Below are 15,727 nucleotides of genomic sequence, written 5' to 3' on the forward strand. Positions count from 1 at the left end.
CTCAAAAAGTAAAAGCGCAAAGGGGTAATCCTATAAAAATTATCTTTCATAGTTTTCTCTATCCTTTACAATCAGCAATAACTTCAGAAGGTTAAACTTGTAAAGAGTAACTCATATTCCTTTGCCACTATAACAAAATCAGTTCCCTATTATGAAGTTCGCACCAATTTATTACTGACTACTTTCGGTAAAATAATCAAAAATTAGCCCAATCTTAATTATAGTTCGATTGATAGTTTCTAGTTGTTTTATTATTGCAGTAATGGCTAATCTTCCAGAAAAAATTCACCTATAAAAGTCAATGCAATCGACAATCAGTAAATCTAAATGTTTAATAAAACTTTTATCAGCATCTTTAAAATTATAATATTGATATAATTCGAATAATTTGAGACACAAATCTTTATATTGTTATTAATCTTTTCTTTTCCTTCCATAAAAATTAAACATAATGTCATTTATAAAATTAATCATGATGACTATTTAATATAGTGTAGCTTAGTGTAGCTAAAAAATTTTTTAATTTCTGAAACGATTAACTAATTTCTCAGGAACCAATTTTTTATCTTTGTTATTTAGCCCCACTTAACACCGTGTTTACCGCAGTTACTTTTAAATTAAGTAAGAACGAAATCTTAAATAATTTACCTAACTGAGTATAGTATTATTGAAAGTTATTAGAATTGGGTATTCACATTTTCTAATATAAATTACTTCGTGCTTTGCACAATCTTCAATTTAATCCATACGAAATGGAGGATAAAGAAGAACATGAATGTCTTCTAGTAAGTAGAGTGCCTGAAAATCAAAATCATAAAAAATTCATTCAAAAGTAGCAAGAATATGTAGGAAGAATATAAAGTAGGAAGAACACAATGGCGACGGTTTTTCAAGCATTAATCCTTTATGCACTGAATCGTTAGCAAACGCTTTTGCTTCACCAAATTTCCTTATTTCTATAAGGTTTTTTGATCATTATATTTCTCTCATTAATAACTTTAAACTAATTTAACAAACCTAACTTCTCGATACGATTAAATAATTCGGCTTTTCTAAGCTGCAATTTTCTAATCTTTAAACTTACTAAATCAAAATCTAACTAGGCTTCGAGAGTAAAAAATCAGGCTGTGTAATTAGTTCCTGAATCTAATTAAAAATTAATTAAGTAACAGCAACGAGCTCAAATTAAATTTGAATTTATAGTTTTGTCCCTAGAAGTAAATCACCTTTATTATCGTATTCATTCTCAAATCCTCACCGATTCGCTGATATTATTACTTAAGACACATGAAACAATTTTCCTATAAATTTTGAATTATACTGAGCTGCAAATCTAAGCCCCCAAGCTTATTCAGATCAATCCTTTTGCAAGCTAACTATCATCAGGATCCGTCGGGATTCAAAGTATCTCACTTTATTACTTTCTTAAATTAACGAATTAATTTTTCTGTTTTACACATAAGACCATTTGCTACAATCTTTTTATTCGTAAAATATCATTTTGACGAAATTCTTACAACGCTTAAAACCTCGAAACGGACCAATATGACTTTATTCGAATCCAGTTGAGTGCGGACATCAGAATTCAATTCTAAAGTTTTTAAATAAAGTAATGCTTCATAGAATTTATCTACAGTTTCAACTACTGCTTCATGGGCTATAGTAGATTTTTTAGTAATCGAATCGTTGAAAATAAGCTACTTTTGTGAAATTCAAATTCTGTTTCTTGAATATTTTTAATCAGCGAGATAGATTTTAGATATGCCCCATAACCACTTCATTAAAAATTGGGTAAATAAAGATGGAAATTTGATTCAGCTCAGCTAATGAATAGTCATCAGATGATTACTTTAAGATAAGATGTCAAGAGACTAAAACAATAGTTCATGATGTTTCTTTATGAGTAAATCGAACAAGCTAGCTCCCCTAAAGTTCCTTATTCAGTTAGTAATTTTTTAATTCACTGCCCTCAAAAATGATGTATTTGTACAATTAATTTCAATTAGTGTTCATTTATTCTAACTCACTTAATCCACCTAATATCCAATCCCCTATCTTGCTTTTGTACTATATATGACGTCTATTATAATAATATCTATGATAGGATACATCATATTTTTTCCGTTAAGGTTAAATAAGCCAGCGTATCTTTCAAATTTAGTATGATTCATAGTTTTAACACTGTATCTGACTTCTTTCGTTAAGCGAAGTATTTTAAGAATAACCGTAAAGCATAATATCTGTATTGAAAAAGGGTATAATTGTCAAAATAAAATCGTATAAAGAAAATTCTTTTTGACCAGATTTTCAACGGGCGACTCTCAGCTGCGATAAGGATCACTATTTGATAGAATGGTGGATCGCGTTTCGGTTAGAAACACACTCTGTTGCACAGTTAGACTGTCAAATGACCGTATTAATTGAAAAAAAATAATCCACCTACCAACTTTCTCAAACCCATACAGCGCTACAATCCGCAGATTCATATCAACTAACAAAATACAACGTTTCATTAATTCTATGAATGAGCTCTCATTCCCATCATGAACTCAAGATTCACAACCTCGTGCAAGGTTTATAAATCAGATTCTATTTTTTGAGGTGAATAAGAAAATTAGGTATGATTTTCCGTAACTCTTCAAGATATTATTTAAAAACCCAAATTTTTTTCTTAATTTTTCTCTTTACAACTTTTAAACCAGGAAAGACATTGGCATAAAAAAGAGCGGAAAAAGCGGAGTGCTCATAATACTCCTCTTTTTTTTAGATGAACAAGCAATAAGGAAACTGCCGCTGGAGTAACTCCGGGGATACGTCCAGCCTGCCCAATTGTGGTAGGTTTAATTTCTATTAATTTTTGGCGCACCTCATTAGATAAACCAGCAATTTCCTTATAATCTATTGACTCGGGAATTTCCATATCTTCATATTTTTTCTGACGAGCAATTTCCTTGAGCTGATGAATTAAATAGCCTTCGTATTTTGCTTGAATCTCAATTTGCTCAGCTATTATCGCATCAGAAATTCCAGGCCCTAAACTCTCAATACTCATTAATTGAAAATAAGTGATTTCTGGCCGGCGCAAGAGATCTAACAAACGATGTTCTCGTTTTAACGTCTGTTGAAAATGTATTTCAATGGATTGTGCAATGGTCGTATTTGGTCTAACCCAATATTGTTTCAATCGTTTTTGTTCTTTTTTAATCATTTCCTTTTTGTGAATAAAAGATTCCCATCGGACATTGTTTACACATCCTAATTCTCGTCCCTTTGCGGTCAGTCGTAAATCAGCATTGTCTTGACGTAACAATAACCGATATTCCGAACGACTCGTAAACATGCGATAGGGCTCTGTGGTGCCTTGAGTAATAAGATCATCAATTAAAACTCCAATATACGCTTCGTCACGCCTCGGTGTCCAAGGCTTGCACTCCCGAATTTGCAAAGCAGCATTAATTCCGGCAATAAGACCCTGTGCTGCTGCCTCTTCATAACCTGTGGTACCATTTATTTGTCCTGCAAAATAAAGCCCAGGAAGATTCTTTGTTTCTAAAGAAGATCTTAGGTCGCGAGGATCAAAATAATCATATTCTACGGCGTAACCAGGACGAGTAATGTGGCAGTTCTTTAATCCTTTGATGCTATGGATAAAATCTACTTGAATATCAAAATCTAAGCTTGTAGAAACTCCATTAGGATAAACTTCAGGAGTATCTAATCCTTCTGGTTCTAAAAAGATTTGATGTGAAAGACGATCTTGGAAACGCACTACTTTATCTTCAATAGAAGGACAATAGCGTGGCCCCACACCTTGAATAACCCCTGAAAAAATCGGGGAGGTCTTTAATCCTGAGTAAATAATATCATGGGTTTTTTCATTAGTATAAGTAATAAAACACGACATTTGCTTCGGATGCTCACTAATCTTGCCACAATAGGACATTATTGGTGTAGGCTGATCACTAGGTTGCTCTTCCAGTTGAGAATAATCAATAGTTCGCCCATCGATCCTCGGAGGTGTTCCAGTTTTAAACCGTTTTACTCGAAAAGACATGTCCCGTAATCGTTCAGCGAGGGTAATGACTGTGGGGGAGCCCATATAACCACCGCTGTAGTTTTTCATACCGATGTGAATTTTACCACCTAAAAAGGTTCCTGCTGTTAATATGACTGCAGGAGCATAAAAGCAAAGACCTATCTGAGTGACAACACCCTTTACTCGATGGTGTTCTTCAATTAAATCAATTACCGCTTGTTGAAATAACCAAAGGTTTGGCTGATTTTCTAATGTTCGGCGAATAGCTGCTTTATAGAGAATGCGATCGGCTTGAGCCCGGGTTGCTCGAACAGCTGGGCCTTTACGTAAATTAAGGGTGTGGAAGTGGATTCCAGCTTGATCAGCTGCATAAGCCATAATCCCACCTAGAGCATCAATTTCTTTAACCAATTGGGTTTTACCAATTCCTCCAATTGCGGGATTGCAAGACATGTGGCCAATTGTTTCGATGTTATGAGTAAGTAATAAAGTTCGAGCACCCATACGTGCAGATGCTAGGGCTGCCTCAGTACCAGCATGCCCTCCCCCGACTACAATGACTTCGAATTGTTGAGCAATATTTTTCATTCAACAAATTTTAGCAAGTTTACTATCTTATTAAAAATCTTATTAAAATAATTATTTCTTTACTTGCCGATGCAAAATTCGGAGAATATTTTTCTAAGTAAATCATCAGACGTAAATTCACCTGTAATTTCTGTTAGAGCTTTCTGAGCTAGAAAAAGATCTGCTGCTGCGAGTTCACCTGCTTTTTGTTGAGTTAATTGTTTATACGCACTCTGAAGAAACATTTTACTCCTTCTAATGGCATCACAATGACGACTCCTGGCGATAAAATTGCTTTCATTTGTCATTTCAAATCCAACTATTTCTTTTAAGTGTGCTTTTAAAATTTCGATGCCTGCACCAGTTTTAACTGAAAGTTTAATTCGTGTGTAATCACTTCTTTCTTTGGAAGATTTTTCTTTTATCAAATCAATTTTATTCTCCACAATAGTGATTGGAATATAACTTTTATTTTCTGAAAAAAGCTCAGATAACGTATTTTTGATTGTTCTTGATGAAGCTTGAGAAGCATCTACCATTAGCAAAATAAGATCAGCTTGTTCAACAGCTTTTTTAGTTCGCTTAACACCTTCTTTTTCTACAATATCTTCAGTAATTCGCAATCCTGCTGTATCTAATATGTGAACTAGCATTCCATCAATATGAATTGATTCTCGCAAAATATCCCGAGTAGTACCTGCAATATCTGTAACAATTGCTGTTTCTTGTCCACTTAATAAATTCAATAGACTGGATTTACCTACATTAGGTTTACCAACAATAACAACGGTAATACCATCCCGCAATAGTGCTCCCTGTTTTGCTGTTTTTTCAATTTCTTGAATATTTTTTAGTATTTTTTCTAGCTTTTTTTGAAGAACACCATCAGTCAAAAAATCAATTTCTTCTTCAGGAAAATCGATAGCTGCTTCGATATACATACGTAATTTAATCAATCTATTTACTAATATAGTAATTTGCTGAGAAAATTCTCCTTGAAGAGAGCGAACTGCTGAACGCATTGCTTGTGCCGAGGTAGCATTAATTAAATCAGAAACAGCTTCGGCTTGAACCAAATCAATTTTGTTATTTAAAAAAGCTCTTTCAGAAAATTCTCCAGGCCGTGCTAATCGAGCTCCTGCTTCTATGGTGCTTTTTAAAAGCCGATCCATAACTGCTGGCCCACCATGTCCCTGTAACTCCAAGATATCTTCTCCCGTAAAAGAGTGAGGTTTGGGGAAATATAAAGCTACCCCTTCATCAATGAGAGATCCGTCAAAGTCTTTAAATACACTCAAGGTGGCATGTCTCGGTCTTGGAACAAACCCCATTATTTTTTTAGCAATAAAAGGTGTATTAGTACCAGAAATACGGACGATACCTATCCCTCCTCGACCTGCAGGAGTTGCCAATGCGACAATAGTTTCATGAGAAATCTCAAACATAACTAAGAAAAATAGATTATAACACAACCCTAAATTATCCTCCTTTGAGGACACACAAAGTCTTGTCGAAGCTAGAATAAAAGACGCGAAAGTTAGGGCAGCAGACGCAAGAGAGAAAATAAAATCTTTACTTCTTCTTTCTTTCACGTCGAATTTTTAACTTTGCTTTATGATTTTCGTAGGTTTTATTGAAATGCCACTGCTGAAAAGTTTGCATTACGTTGTTAGTTAACCAATATAATACAAGTCCAGCAGGAAAATTAATAAAAAATACAGTAAAGACTATTGGTAAAATCCACATCATTTTTTGTTGAGTAAAATCAGATGAGGTTGGTGATAGCCATTGCTGAGCTAACATACTAAGTCCCATTAAAATGGGTAGAATATAATAGGGGTCTTTTACAGACAAATCGTGGATCCAAAGAATAAATGGTGCTTGGCGTAACTCCACACTTTCAATAATTACGTAGTAAAATGCGATAAAAACCGGAATCTGAATTAGCATGGGTAAACAACCGCCTAATGGATTAATTTTTTCTTTACGATAAAGCTCTATGGTGGTTTGACTCAATGTTTGTCGATCATCACCATAACGCTTTTTTAAAGATTGCAAACGGGGTTGCATTTCACGCATTCGAGCTATCGATCGGAAATTTTTTGCGGAAAACCAATAAAAAACAATTTTGATAAGGATTGTTGTTAGAATAATAGTCCATCCCCAATTTTTAACCACGACATGAATGGCACTTATTATCCAAAATAACAGAGTAGAAATTGGCCACAACCAGCTATAATCAATGGTTCGATCTAGGCCTAGTGCTAATGTTTTTAATTGTTTTGCTATCTCTGGACCGACATAAAATACTGTATGACCTACAACTGTTTTATCCGATTCCACTATCATTTTTGGACTCGTAAAGCCAATGACATAAAGATTAGCGCTACTACTGGTCTTAGAGTGAATTACATGGCTGTAATAGTGATAAGTAAGATCTGGATTGCCTGGAATCCAAGCACTTAAAAAATAATGTTGTTGCATAGCAATCCAACCATTTTTTGAAATACGATCAATATCTTTTTTATCCATCGCTGCATAGGTGATCTTTTCATAAAGCATTTTCTGACCGGAGATGGCTGCACCATTATAACTCCGCATGTAAAAATGGTGATGTTTAACTGAAGGCTCTCGTCGAGTAATTTGAGCATAGAGACTGCCTTCCCAAAGTTTTTTTGTATTATTATGCACTTGATAAGTAATTTGAACTGCATAATTATTGCGATGGAAAGTATAGGTTCTTATAATATGCAGGCCATTAGACGCTGTCTGACCTGTTAATTGAACAATGAGTTCATTTTGATTATCAGCCAATTCATATTGGCTTCTTTGTGTTGTGTAGTGAATAGGCGCCCCTCTATTTAAGTTAGTGAAGCTGCTTTGAGCAATATAAAGATGATCAGTATTATCATTTAAAATTTGGATTGGATTTTGATTTTCTTCTAATGAGACTGGGTATTTAAGCAATTTAGCTGAGACAATATTTCCTCCGTAAGTATCGATGCTTAATTCTAAAACATCTGTTTTAATAGTAACTAATTGTTTTTCAGAGATTTTTTCTTGATTCAAATTGGAGTGGAGAGCTGCTTTATTTCTAATTTTTTCTTTTCTATCCAGTAGGTTGAATGTTGGTGGGATATAGTCTTTAGATGTTTTTCCGTTCGATTTCGCATTCACTAATTTTGTAGAGTACTGCTTGAGAGCAGGCGGGTAATCGTGCATCCAGGTGTTTAAAATCGCAATAGCTAAAAAGGCAACGATGATGTATACAACTGCTTTTTTAATATCCATTACTATATAACTACATTAACTTTTTATTGTTTTCAGGGACCAAATTTACTCCTCCTAGATGAAAGGGATGGCACTTTAAGAGCCGAAAAATGGTTAAATAAATCGCTTTCACTATATTGAATCGTTTGAAAGCGATTTTAGCATAACAAGAACAACTTGGATAAAAACGACAAGCGTTTCCTATATAGGGGCTTATAATATATTGATAAATTTTAATCATTTTAAGCAGGACCTTTCGGACAGTATAATCAATTGATGGAGTAATTGGTTTATACATTCATGCAACTCTTTTTTGCTTGCTTCCCCTGATCGAAATTTTGCTATAAAAACAATATCTACTGAAGGTAAGCGATGCTTTTGCAAACGAAAATTTTCTTTCACTATTCGTCTGATGCGATTTCGCATTACTGCTTTTTTTAAGTTTTTTCGACTAGCTACGACTCCTAAACGAGAGTAGTTGAAATTACTATTCCAATAGTAGAGAAAACAGTAGTGTCCAGACAAAATTTGACATTCTGAGTAAACGCGCCGAAATTCGGCTGTAGTACGAATTCGCCAATTCTTTGAGAAATTATAATTCATCAACCTACTAAGCGTTTTCTTCCTTTTGCTCTGCGCTGATTCAGTATTCGTCGACCACTCTTAGTAGCCATGCGTGCTCGAAACCCGTGCGTGCGATTTCGTTTTAATTTACTGGGTTGATAAGTTTGCTTCATAAACGTTTGCCTAACCAATAAAATTAATAAGATCTAGAATATAAATCAGAGGTGTCAGTCTGTCAAACGGACAAATGCTTTTAAAAAGCAGTCTACTTTAAAATTTTTAACTGCTATAAAGAAAAATTATCCTCAATAGCATTACAATAAATCATATCTTCTGAAAATGATTTGGATCATGACTTGTAAAAGGATTTTTCTCACTTTATTGTTGAACTCAGTCAGCATCGACTTGCTCATTGAAAAAGCTAAAGAATTAATAGCGAAAAAAGAAACTGAATTATATTTGAGGAATAACAGAGTATTTAATATTCGGTGACGCTTGATAACTCCAAAGGTAGGGTAGAAAGTATTGAGAAAAATTTGATCAAGACTATTTGTTATTCTATTGATTTAGATAAGTTATATTAATCGATATAGGCTGTAACATTTTTTTGATCTTCGTCAATTGATACACCGCTTTTATTTATTATAATTAATTGTCTTTTCACAATTTCAAAGTTAAGTTCGATAATATAGGTCGTTTACTCCTAGGCGAGCAGCAGCAGCCGCGCGTATGTCAAAATAGTTGCATTTTATCTAATTTCAAAAAGATAAATGACCAAGTTGTTTGGCTATAATCTTTGAACTGAACACAACAACCTTTAAATTAAATCTTGGTAACTGGTAAACCTGGTAATGCTTTTTTTAAGATAAATGGCAGTAGGGAAGATTCGATTTTTTTGTGGGAATGTCTTGTAGCAAGTTCGGATCATTATCTCAACTAATTTTGTTAAATTAACCCAAAAGATTTAAGGAGAGATGATTATGAAATTTTAAACAGACTCTTAAAATCAGAGAAAGTTATTTATTGAATAAACCACTTAAAATGCGCGTGTATTTATCTTTAGGTATTTTTTCTGCGATGCAAACCCACTGCTCTGTTGATAAAATAAAACACAATTTATTAATTAAAAACTTACTCAGGTGTTTTTGAGATTTTATAGAAGAAGTTAGCGGTCATTTTTTAAATCGCTTCATTTAAAGCATTGTTTTTATTTCATGCGTGGTGATATTCATGATAATAACGAAATGTCAGCAATTTTTGTAAGCAACTTTTGCAGAGAAATTAATAGTATTAATCGATTATCACGTCTTTTTTTGTCGTCCACCATTACCATGACTTTATCGAAGAACGTATCAATAGGATCTTTTAATGATACTAACTCACTTAGCGCTTTCAGATAATCTGCTTCCTCACACAGACTGTTGACTGACTTAACATGGGTTTTCAGTTCTTCAGCCAGCTTATGCTCTGCATCGGAATCGAATAGAGAAGGATCGATCTGATTAACTTTTATTTTAATCGATTGTTTTTTTAAAATATTGCTTACTCGTTTATTAGCAGCTGTTAGAGCGTTAGCTTCAGGTAGAGTTTGGAAATGTTGCACAGCTTTGATGCGTCGATCAAAATCTAATGGTTCTGTAGGATGAGTAGCAAGAACTGCCATAAAAACTGCTGAAGATACATTTTTTTCAAGATACCAAGCACGAAGTCGTTCGATAATAAAATTAAAGGATTGATCAACTACGTTCTTGTTAGGTAATTGATTAACATAATTTTTTTCTGTTTTTTTTAATAACATCATCAAATCGAGTGGAAGTTCTTTTTCAATTAAAAGACGTAAAATTCCAAGAGCTGCGCGACGCAAAGCAAAGGGATCTTTATCGGCCGTAGGAAATTTATTAATGCCGATAATGCCAATAAGTGTGTCTAAACGATCTGCAATAGCAATACAAGTACCTTCTAAATTTCTCGGAAGGCCATCTCTAGAAAATCGCGGTAGATAATGATCTTGAATAGCTTTGGCGATAGTTTTAGATTCTTTATCATGCAAAGCATAGTAATAACCCATTGTCCCTTGTAAATTGGGAAATTCACAGACTATTTTGCTGACTAAATCACATTTGGCTAATAGCGCGGCTCTTTCCGTTAAATTTTCATCACCTTGCATTTTCTTAGAAATAAAAGCAGAAATTTTAGATATACGTGTGGCTTTATCCAATAAAGTCCCTAATTTTTTTTGGAAAATAATTCCTGCTAGTTTAGGTAGTCGATCTTCGAGCGATACTTTAAGATCATTACGATAAAAAAAGGAAGCGTCTGTTAACCTCGCATTTATCACTTTCTCATTTCCCTCAATAATACGTTTAGGATTCTTACTTACAATATTGCTGATAAGAATAAAATGAGGCAACAAATCACCTTGCTTATTTTTTATAGGAAAACAACGTTGGTGAACTTGCATCGTGGTGACTAATAATTCATAGGGAAGCTTTAGAAATTCCAGCTTAAAATGACCCAATAATGCTACAGGCCATTCGACCATTCCAGTTACTTCTTTTAATAGCTCTTCATCAATTATCGCTTCTCCTTTTGAGGATGCTGTTTTTTTTATTAGTTTGCGAATTTTTTCGCATCGCTTATTAAAATCAACAATAACCATTCCATGGTTTAGCAGTAATTTCTGATAGTCAGCAGGTTGAATAATGGTAATAGCTTTTGGGTGATGGAAACGATGTCCAAACGTTTTACGATTTGCGGTATGGCCTAGAATAGTTGCCGGTATAGTTTCTTTATCAAATAACATCGTCATCCAATGAACAGGGCGTACAAAAGATTCAGAATGATTTCCCCAACGCATAGCATTAGGAATAGGAAGATTTTTGATGACAGATTGAATAACTTGTGGTAGTAATTTACGGGTGGGTTGGCCCGGTTGTTCAATCTGACAATAAATAAATGTCCCTTTTTCTGTTTCTTTTATTTTAAGCTGATCTATTAAAACACCACAAGAACGAGCAAATCCTAAACAGGCTATTGTGGGAGTGCCGTTTTTGGCAAAGGCTACTTGCACGCTTGGGCCTTGACGTCTTAAAATACGAGATGGCTGTTCCGATATTAAATTTTTTATTAATACCGCTAACCGACGAGGAGTTGCGTAACGGTGCATGGACTCAAATGAGAGTTCAGCTTTTTTAAGCTCTCTTTTAATATTTTGAGATAAGATTTGTGATAATTTATCCAAGATACGTGGAGGTAGTTCTTCGCAACCAATTTCCAATAAAAAATCTTGGGTAACCATTATACTGTCTCTGTCTTTAACATCGGAAAACCAAGTTTTTCCCTTGCTGAATAATACGCTTTTGCTACCGTATGCGCTAATTTTCGAATACGCAAAATATAACGTTGACGTTCAGCAACTGAAATAGCTTGCCGAGCATCTAAAAGATTAAATGTATGGGAAGCTTTTAGTACCATTTCATAAGCCGCTATAGGAATTTTAACTTTAATTAATCGCTCAACTTCTTTTTCGTAAAAATCAAAATTCTTAACAAGTGAACTCACATTAGCGTGTTTAAAATTATAAGCTGACATTTCAAGTTCATTTTGATGAAAGATTTGACCATAAGTGATGGACCCATTAGGTCCATCTGTCCAAATCAAATCAAACATGTTGTCTACCCCTTGAAGAAACATGGCTAATCGTTCTAATCCATAAGTAATTTCTCCTGTGACGGGGTTACATGGAAAGCCACCCACTTTTTGAAAGTAAGTGAATTGAGTAATTTCCATTCCATCTTGCCACACTTCCCACCCAACTCCACAGCAACCTAACGTTGGTGCTTCCCAATTATCTTCTACAAAGCGAATATCATGGATTAAAGGATCGATGCCTAAAGCTTTTAACGAATTGAGGTAAAGTTCTTGGATATTATCTGGGGATGGTTTTAAGATAATCTGATATTGATAATAATGTTGGGTGCGCTGAGGATTATTTCCGTATCGACCATCAGTCGGTCTCCGAGAAGGTTGCACATAAGCAGCTCGCCAAGGTTCAGGACCGATGGCTCGTAAAAAAGTAGCAGGGTGAAAGGTGCCCGCTCCTATTTCAATATCGAGAGGCTGAAGTAAAACACAGCCTTGCTGATCCCAATATTGGTGCAAGATGAGTACAGTTTTTTGAAAATTGATCCATTGCGATGATCTCATTTGAAAGCTTTTATCATGATCTGAAATGGAAAGCTAGTCAAAGCTCTAAAGGCCAATTAAGCAGAGGTTACTACAACTTACTTTTTATTTATTATTCATATTGACTTTACAACTTGGTCAATTGCGTTTTGTATGTTTTTTTACGAAGTCGTTCCAAGAATAAAATTGAATTTTGAATCACTGAGCTTATTCCTTGATAGTAATTGTAATTAGTAATCAAAAAATTTTACTAACGTAGCGTTATCATTCAGACTTGTCTTCTTTAGGTGAATTTAGATCATGAAAGAGTTTTGAGCATTCTTCTTAATCACTTCCGAGCTTTGTTGTTGTTCTAAGTCCAAGGTAATCTCTTAATACTTTAAAGTAATTGATTAAATACTCGCGAAATTTTTTCTATTTTTTGTTTTTATTCGAGTTATAAGAATTGTAGGTTTTATTTGAGCTGAAATAACAGCACAGTGAGGAGAAATGGGAGGTGAATTTGAGGTAGTCGCTTAAAATTAAAAGATTAAGCAGTCATTGCCTCACGAATCTTCTGCATAGCATTTTTTTCAAGTTGGCGAATACGCTCTGCTGAGACGCTGTATTTTTCTGCTAATTCATTTAGAGTTAATCTCTCTTCACTTAACCAACGTTGGTGAAGAATATCTTGACTACGCTCATCCAAGATTTGCAGTGCTTTATGAAGTTGTTGCTCTTGGTCTTCTGACCAATCACTTCGCTCTAATTGTGTGGCAGGATTATAACGTTTATCTTCCAAATAATGAGCTGGAGCACACCAGCTTACATTGCTACCATAGTTCTCGTCATCAATACCATCGAAAGCTTCATCTTGGTTGTTTAGCCTTTCTTCCATTTGCCGTACATCTTTGGCATTTACATTGAGCTCTTCAGCTAAAAAGGTTACTTCCTGGTCATTAAACCAGCCCTGTTTTTTTGTATGTTTTCGCAAATTAAAAAAGAGTTTTCGCTGTGCTTTAGTGGTAGCAATTTTAACAATACGCCAATTTTTAAGAATAAATTCATGAATTTCAGAGCGGATCCAATGAATAGCAAAAGAAACTAAACGAACGCCTATTTTAGGGTCAAATCGCTTAACTGCTTTCATCAAGCCAATATTCCCCTCTTGAATTAAGTCTGCTTGAGATAGGCCATAACCTGCGTACCCTCGTGCAATTCGAACAACAAATCGCAGATGGGAAAGAACAAGTTTTCTAGCTGCTTCCAGATCATTATTTTGTCGCAGTTGGGTAGATGATTCGTATTCTTCTTCAGTACTCAGCATGGGAATACGATTGACCCAGCTAATATAGCTATTCAAGCTTCCAATCGCCAGCGACTGCTCTTCTACTTGTGTTATAAATTGACTCATAGACTATTTTATTTAATATCTGAATGAGTTGGTACTTAAAATATTCATTCTAACATTGTTCTTGAAGGAGTGCTATATGGATTTCCTAATTTAAAGTCCTAAACTAGCTATAAGATTTTTCTAGCACACTACAAATTTCTCCAATTAACTATTTATCTTGCTAGCCTAAATTTCAAATAGTGTTAATTGGAGAAATTTGATGAGATCGGTATATAACCTATTTTCAAATTCAAAAGAGAAATTTAGTTAAACGATAATACCCATTGGCATAAGATGATGAATTGCCTCAAGCCCGAGAATGAGTTGGAAGTGATGTTATACATGATACTTTCAGATACTTTTTGTAATAATACACTGAAATAAGTTAAATTATATGGACTGTCTCACTATCACTAATAAAATTAGTGGGTATTGTAGTAAACATGAAGTTGTATTACAAAAGTCAGAATAAATTAAGACATTATCATCTCTTTAGTCAGTTTTTTGCTCTAAATAGTATTACTAAAGCGTAAGCTGTGAAATTTATTGTAGAAGACAATAAATCTAAGTGTAGTACAGGATTACCTGTAGAATCTTATTCAGATAATTATTAAAAAGTGTAGCGGTGACAGAGAAAGAATATTGGCAGGGAAAGGGGAGGGGGCGGAGTGCTAACTTTATAAAAGGAATTTAAAGAATATGAAAACATGGAGTTAAAATTATAAGTTTTTGTCCATGGCTCTGATAGTGTCTCCAACAGTGAGGGTACCCCCTTTTTTTGGGCAGCCACTGAATCAGTCAAAAAAGAACCTTGAAACGTGAGTAAGAGTGTTAACTAGATAATCCGGTAATTTGGATTTAAAAAAGATTTTTTAGTGGTGACTTTAAATTCAATGGGATAACCTACCAGTAATTAAAATTACTCTAGTATAAAAAAGACAGTCAGAGTATTAGTACTTTGTTGTTCAAGCATCATGAAATGGTGTAAGCAATTTACTCAGGTTAAGTTTAAATAGGCAGTAGATTGGATTTTAGGATATCAATTATATTTTTGAGAATTATAGATTTTTTAACTTTAATCAAGCTTCGTGGAAAATATATTAAACATAAGAAAGATTATTTTTATTTTAATGTATTTAATTTTAAATACATTAAAATAATTCTTACTGCATTCAAGGTTTGCTTAGGCTAGAAGTTTTTTAAAAATAAAAAGCTTCAGGGTAAGGGAGCAGTAGGAATGTTGGATAGTACTACTTATATAACAAGCCGTCATTAAACTGACTAAAGAGAAGACACTTGAATTAGCTTTAAGTACCTTATGTATAAACACATGGGGTGGTGGGATATACCCTATCCGCAAAAGAGAGGATTGCAATACTTTTTTTGATCGCGAGAAGAGTTCATTTTACTCATCTGGATCCTCTCCCAATAAATATCTTTTCTTTAAGATAATGATTCAATGTATTAGGAGGATAATGGGAGCTAAATTATGGGTAACAATAAGTAGTAACATTTGAAGCATTACATTGTTGGTTTGTTAACATTATGCTACTGCTTGATAAGTATATAAGGATTGCATACTGCAATACTAAACTTTATCTCAAGATGCAAATCTGATAATCAATTTCCTGACACCGACGCCGACAGCTTGAAATAATTAACGGAATAAGCACCATTGAATGAAATACTACTATCAAATGGTAATATTATCAAAAAAAGTAAAATTATTCCCA

At 34.1% G+C, this 15,727-nt stretch carries 9 protein-coding genes; all 9 read right to left on the reverse strand.

Going from position 1 to position 15,727, the window contains the following annotated elements; translation table 11 throughout:
* Nucleotides 1-2,743: 2,743 nt before the first annotated feature.
* The 9 genes from mnmG to rpoH all read right to left on the reverse strand — a co-directional run bounded on the left by mnmG (nt 2,744) and on the right by rpoH (nt 14,015).
* Nucleotides 2,744-4,624: a tRNA uridine-5-carboxymethylaminomethyl(34) synthesis enzyme MnmG gene (mnmG, locus tag ONG85_RS01190; RefSeq protein ID WP_264435764.1), complete on the reverse strand. Its 1,881-nt coding sequence runs from the start codon at nt 4,622-4,624 to the stop codon at nt 2,744-2,746.
* Between the two features lie 59 nt (nt 4,625-4,683).
* A complete protein-coding gene (gene mnmE / locus ONG85_RS01195; protein WP_264435865.1) occupies nt 4,684-6,039 on the reverse strand; it encodes a tRNA uridine-5-carboxymethylaminomethyl(34) synthesis GTPase MnmE in 1,356 nt (451 codons plus the stop codon).
* A gap of 136 nt (nt 6,040-6,175) precedes the next feature.
* Nucleotides 6,176-7,894 (reverse strand): membrane protein insertase YidC, encoded by a 1,719-nt coding sequence (yidC, locus tag ONG85_RS01200; RefSeq protein WP_264435765.1) that lies wholly within the window; start codon nt 7,892-7,894, stop codon nt 6,176-6,178.
* A 10-nt stretch (nt 7,895-7,904) separates the two neighbouring features.
* The gene (yidD, locus tag ONG85_RS01205) at nt 7,905-8,171 is read right to left on the reverse strand and encodes a membrane protein insertion efficiency factor YidD (protein WP_264435766.1); all 267 of its coding nucleotides are present in this window, start codon (nt 8,169-8,171) and stop codon (nt 7,905-7,907) included.
* Nucleotides 8,111-8,476: a ribonuclease P protein component gene (gene rnpA / locus ONG85_RS01210; RefSeq protein WP_264435768.1), complete on the reverse strand. Its 366-nt coding sequence runs from the start codon at nt 8,474-8,476 to the stop codon at nt 8,111-8,113. Before rnpA ends, yidD begins: the two co-directional genes overlap by 61 nt.
* A complete protein-coding gene (gene rpmH / locus ONG85_RS01215; protein ID WP_264435769.1) occupies nt 8,476-8,610 on the reverse strand; it encodes a 50S ribosomal protein L34 in 135 nt (44 codons plus the stop codon). The genes rnpA and rpmH overlap by 1 nt, the downstream gene beginning before the upstream one ends.
* A gap of 1,055 nt (nt 8,611-9,665) precedes the next feature.
* The gene (gene glyS / locus ONG85_RS01220) at nt 9,666-11,735 is read right to left on the reverse strand and encodes a glycine--tRNA ligase subunit beta (protein WP_264435770.1); all 2,070 of its coding nucleotides are present in this window, start codon (nt 11,733-11,735) and stop codon (nt 9,666-9,668) included.
* On the reverse strand, nt 11,735-12,643 hold the full coding sequence (gene glyQ, locus ONG85_RS01225; RefSeq protein WP_264435771.1) for a glycine--tRNA ligase subunit alpha: 909 nt from the start codon (nt 12,641-12,643) through the stop codon (nt 11,735-11,737). Before glyQ ends, glyS begins: the two co-directional genes overlap by 1 nt.
* 508 nt (nt 12,644-13,151) lie before the next feature.
* Nucleotides 13,152-14,015, reverse strand: a complete 864-nt coding sequence (gene rpoH / locus ONG85_RS01230; RefSeq protein WP_264435772.1) for an RNA polymerase sigma factor RpoH — start codon at nt 14,013-14,015, stop codon at nt 13,152-13,154.
* Between the last annotated feature and the right edge of the window lie 1,712 nt (nt 14,016-15,727).

Source organism: Coxiella endosymbiont of Dermacentor marginatus, from assembly GCF_907164955.1.
GTDB lineage: Bacteria > Pseudomonadota > Gammaproteobacteria > Coxiellales > Coxiellaceae > Coxiella.